Origin of the sequence: Nesiotobacter zosterae, from assembly GCF_033843645.1 — a bacterium.
GTDB classification, from domain to species: domain Bacteria; phylum Pseudomonadota; class Alphaproteobacteria; order Rhizobiales; family Stappiaceae; genus Pseudovibrio; species Pseudovibrio zosterae.
The window spans coordinates 1-4,276 of record NZ_JAWXVZ010000023.1; the positions used below are offsets into that span (position 1 = coordinate 1).

3 protein-coding genes are annotated in these 4,276 nt (G+C 62.7%); all 3 read right to left on the minus strand.

Annotation, left to right across the window (positions count from 1 at the left end):
* Position 1 precedes the first annotated feature (1 nt).
* From ptsP to dhaK, 3 genes are read right to left on the minus strand one after another with little or no spacing between them, the layout of a single operon-like run.
* Positions 2-2,407, minus strand: a complete 2,406-nt coding sequence (ptsP, locus tag Q3Y58_RS19395) for a phosphoenolpyruvate--protein phosphotransferase (protein WP_319623424.1) — start codon at positions 2,405-2,407, stop codon at positions 2-4.
* Positions 2,408-2,410: 3 nt separating this feature from the next.
* The gene (gene dhaL / locus Q3Y58_RS19400) at positions 2,411-3,046 is read right to left on the minus strand and encodes a dihydroxyacetone kinase subunit DhaL (protein ID WP_319623425.1); all 636 of its coding nucleotides are present in this window, start codon (positions 3,044-3,046) and stop codon (positions 2,411-2,413) included.
* A 20-nt stretch (positions 3,047-3,066) separates the two neighbouring features.
* Entirely contained in the window at positions 3,067-4,131 is a 1,065-nt protein-coding gene (gene dhaK / locus Q3Y58_RS19405) for a dihydroxyacetone kinase subunit DhaK (RefSeq protein WP_319623426.1), read from the minus strand.
* Positions 4,132-4,276: the final 145 nt, after the last annotated feature.

Below are 4,276 nucleotides of genomic sequence, written 5' to 3' on the forward strand. Positions count from 1 at the left end.
TTTATTTGATGCTCAGGGTTCTGAGTTTGGCTTTCAGGTTTGGCAGGAGAGATGGGCTTGCGGACAGTTTTGTCAGTCCGGCGTTTAGGAGTGTTTGGGTGACGTTTGTGTCGCCAGCCATTTCCCCGCACATTGAGACCGGGATGCCGGCCTTTTTGCCTGCCTCACAGGTCATGCGGATGGCGGTCAGCACGGCCGGTTCGTTGTAATCAACGAGTTCGGCGACCTGGGGATTGCCCCGGTCTGCTGCCATCACATATTGGGTGAGGTCGTTGGTGCCGATGGAGAAGAAGTCGGCTTCTGCTGCCAGAGCATCGGCATCAAGCACGGCACTTGGCACCTCGATCATGATGCCCACCTGCATGGGGGCCTGTTCTTCGGGCAATCCCAGCTCGGTGCGGCAGTCGGCGACCAGCGCCTTGACGGCCTTGAGCTCGCGCACATTGGCAATCATGGGCACCATCATCTGGATGTTGGGCTGTTCGCTTGCTGCCCGGATCAGAGCGCGGATCTGGGTCTTGAACAGCGCCGGGTCGGACAGGCACATGCGCACCCCGCGGTGTCCGAGGAACGGGTTTTCCTCTTCGGCCATGGGGTAGGAGGCCAGCGGCTTGTCGCCGCCCACATCCAGCGTGCGGATGGTGATCGGCTGGTCGCCAAAGGCAGCGGCGATGCGCTTGTACTCTTGGTACTGGCTGTCTTCATCCGGCAATTCGGCCCGGGCCTGGAACAGGAACTCGGTGCGCAACAGGCCAACGCCTTCCGCCCCTGAGGCCAGGGCCTTTTCCACATCGGCAAAACCGCCAATGTTGGCCTGCACCGGATAATGCACCCCATCCAGGGTGATGGCCGGTTCCAGGGCCTGGGTCAGGGTTTCATTGCGCTCCTTGATCCAGGCGGTGCGGCGTGCCTCAAGCTCGCCAGCCTTTTCATCCGATGGCGCGGTCCACAGCAGGCCCTCAAAGCCGTCCAGTGTCACGATCTGGCCCGGCGTGACCTCGCTCAGGCAGCCGGTGGCGCGCACGATGGCCGGAATGCCCATGGCGCGGGCAATGATGGCGCTGTGAGAGGTCTTGCCCCCGCCCTGCAGGCAAATGCCCAGCACGGTGTCCTTGTTCAGACGCGCGGTGTCGGAAGGCGACAGATCCTCGGCAAACAAGATGGTGTTGGGCGCAATGTCCACGCCCGCATCTTCTTCACCGGTGAGCGCCAGCATCACCTGACGGGTGATGTCGAGCACATCCATGGCGCGCTCGCGCATGTAGGCGCTTTCGGCGGCCTCATACTGGGCCTTCAAGGCGGTCATGACCTCCATCCAGGCCCGCTCGGCAATGGCCCCGCCTTCCACGGCGGCCAAAAGCTTTGGCTGCAGGTCCGGGTCGGTGAGCATGGCCTCGTGAGCGGCAAAGATCTCGGCCTTGGCCTTGTCCTTGGCGGCCTTTGCCGCAGCACTTTGCGCTCGCATGGTCTCGGCAACGGTTGCAATGGTGTCGCTCAGACGGCGGGCTTCCTCGCCCGCTGAGGTAAAGGCACGGGCCGGCACCTCAGGCATCTTGACGGTAAAGAAGGCGGCAGGTGCGCTCACAATGCCGCTGGAGGCAGCAACGCCGACAATGGCGCCTTCAACGGCGCTTGGGGCAGGGGCTGCTTGGTCTTCCGTCTCCGCCGCTTCCACCGGCGCGTCAACGTCTTCGCCAAAGCCGTCCCTGGCCAGCGCTTCAAAGGCGGCGAGGGCGTCTTGCGCCTGCGCGCCGGAGGCGGACAGCACGATGTGGTCGCCCTTGCGCACGCCCAGAACCGCCAGCGCGTTGAGGCTCTTGGCGTTGGCGCGCTCGCCCTTGCATTCAAGGGTCAGGTCGGCCTCGAACCCGGCCAGAGCGCCAACAATGGCAGCCGCCGGACGGGCGTGCAGGCCATGAGGGTTCAAAACGGTCCATTCGAAGGTGAGCGCGTCACCGCAGGCAGCTTGGCTTGCAGCCGGACCTGCGGTCTCGTCTTCAACGCCCAGATGCTTCAGCTTGGCGGCCAGCGCGCCCATGGCTTCTGCCTTGACCGCAGACAGCGGCAACCCAGAAGCGGCAGCCACCGTGGCGGCCATGGTGCCTTCCACGATCGGCGCGGCGCACAGCTCCACCTTGGAAGCCAGGTCCGGATCAATGAGCTCCAGCGCCATTTCCGCGGAGAGCAGCGCGCTGCCCAGATCCATCAGCACCAGCACGCCGCTGTCATCGGCAACGGTCTCAATGGCGCTCATCACTGCAACGGGATCGGTGCCAATGGGGTTGGCGGGATCATCGATCCCGCCCGCAACCGCAATGGGGCACTTTCCCTGTGTCATCTGTTCAGCCAGCTCAGCCACGCCATCGGCGAGCTGCCGGCTGTGGGACACAACGACAATACCTACCAAAACCTAGCTCCCGCTTACCGTTGCTGCCAGCGCCTTGATCATGATCAGGCTGGAGGTGGCACCGGCATCCTGATGGCCCACGGAGCGCTCACCCAGATAAGACGCCCGGCCCTTGCGGGCCTGCATTGGAATGGTGCTTTTGGCCCCTTCCTCTGCTGCAGCCACCATCTTGTCCAGAGCCGCCGTAATGTCGCTGCCTGCGTCCTTGGCCTCCTTGGCGGCCTGAAGCACCGGCCACCACACATCGCACATGGTCTTGTCGCCGTGCTCGGCCTTGCCGCGCATGACCACACCGGCCACGCCATCTTCCAGCATCTTGATCAGGGCCGCCAGATCCAGCTCTTCGGCTGAGGCCGTCGAGGTGGCGGCGCGAATGAAGAAGGTGCCGTAAAGCGGGCCGGAGGCGCCGCCGATGGAGGACATCAAGGTCATGCCCACCCCCTTCATGATGCCGCCAATGGGCTGGGCTTCAAAGGTGGGCAGCTTTTCCATGACCTTGGTAAAGCCGCGGTTCATGTTGAGGCCGTGGTCGGCATCGCCGATCTCACGGTCCAGATCGGTCAGGTAGTCCTGCTGCGCGGCAAACTCTGCCGCGCATGCTTTCAGCCAACCGAGGATTTGGTCCTTCGTCACAGTCATGTTCTTGTCCTTGTTTGCTCTTACTTGCCCCAGCGCAGGGACGGGGCGGCCACAGGTGCATCCCACAGGGCCAGGGTGTCCGCATCGGCCTTGAGCAGGGTGATGGAGAAGCCTTCCATGTTGAGCGATGTGCAGTAGTTGCCAACCAGCGAGCGGGCGACCTTGAAGCCCGCCGCTTCCAGCCCCTTGTGGGCTTCGCGATAGGCGCCGAAGAGTTCGGATTCCGGCGTGGCTCCCATGCCGTTGACCATGACGATCAGCTCATCGCCTGCCGCATAGTCCTCAACGGTGCTTTCCTCTTCCATCCACGTGCCTTCCGCGCGGTTCCAAGAGCGCACGGTGCGGGTGTAGCCGGAGTTCTCCAACAGCTCCTTGAGCATGTCGGCGACAACCGTTTGAACGTCGGTGTACGGGCGGCGCGCGATGCCCGGCTCGCCGTGAATGCCAACGCCAAACTCCATCTCGCCTTCGGCCAGATCGAAGGACGGCTTGCCAGCGGCGGGCACCACACACGCATCCAGCGCAATGCCGAAGGAGCGGGAGCGGTTGTTCAAGGTGCGGCCCATGGCTTCAACAGCCGCCAGATCCGCGCCGCGCTCACAGGCCGCGCCCAGGATCTTCTCGATCAGAACCGTGGCGCCCACGCCGCGCCGGCCTGCCGTGTAAAGGCTGTCCTTGACGGCGACGTCGTCATCAATGGTGATGGAGCCAACCGGAATGTCGTCAAAATGCAGCAGCTCAACGGCGGATTCAAAGTTGAGCACATCGCCGGTGTAGTTCTTGATGATGAGCAAGACGCCCTTTTCCGTGGCCACGGCCTTGCCGCATTCATACATCTGATCCGGGGTGGGCGAGGAGAACACCGCGCCCGGGCAAGCGGCGGTCAGCATGCCTTCGCCAATGAAGCCGGCATGCATGGGCTCGTGGCCCGACCCGCCGCCGGAGATCAGCGCCACCTTGTCACCTTCGCGCTCCCGGTAAACGTAGTAAGGCTCGGTGTTCAGCTTCAGCTCCGGATGGGCCAGCGCCAGACCTTCCAACTGCTCGGCAACCACATCTTCGACCTTGTTGATCAGTTTCTTCATCGCGATCTCACTCCCTGTACACACCGCGGTCAACCAAAGGGCAAATGGCTCAAAAAAACAAAACAAACCAAAAACCCAAATAATCTTGCGTAACCTTACTAGCACACCAAAATACATAACCTCATATCCGGTATACTACAGAAGC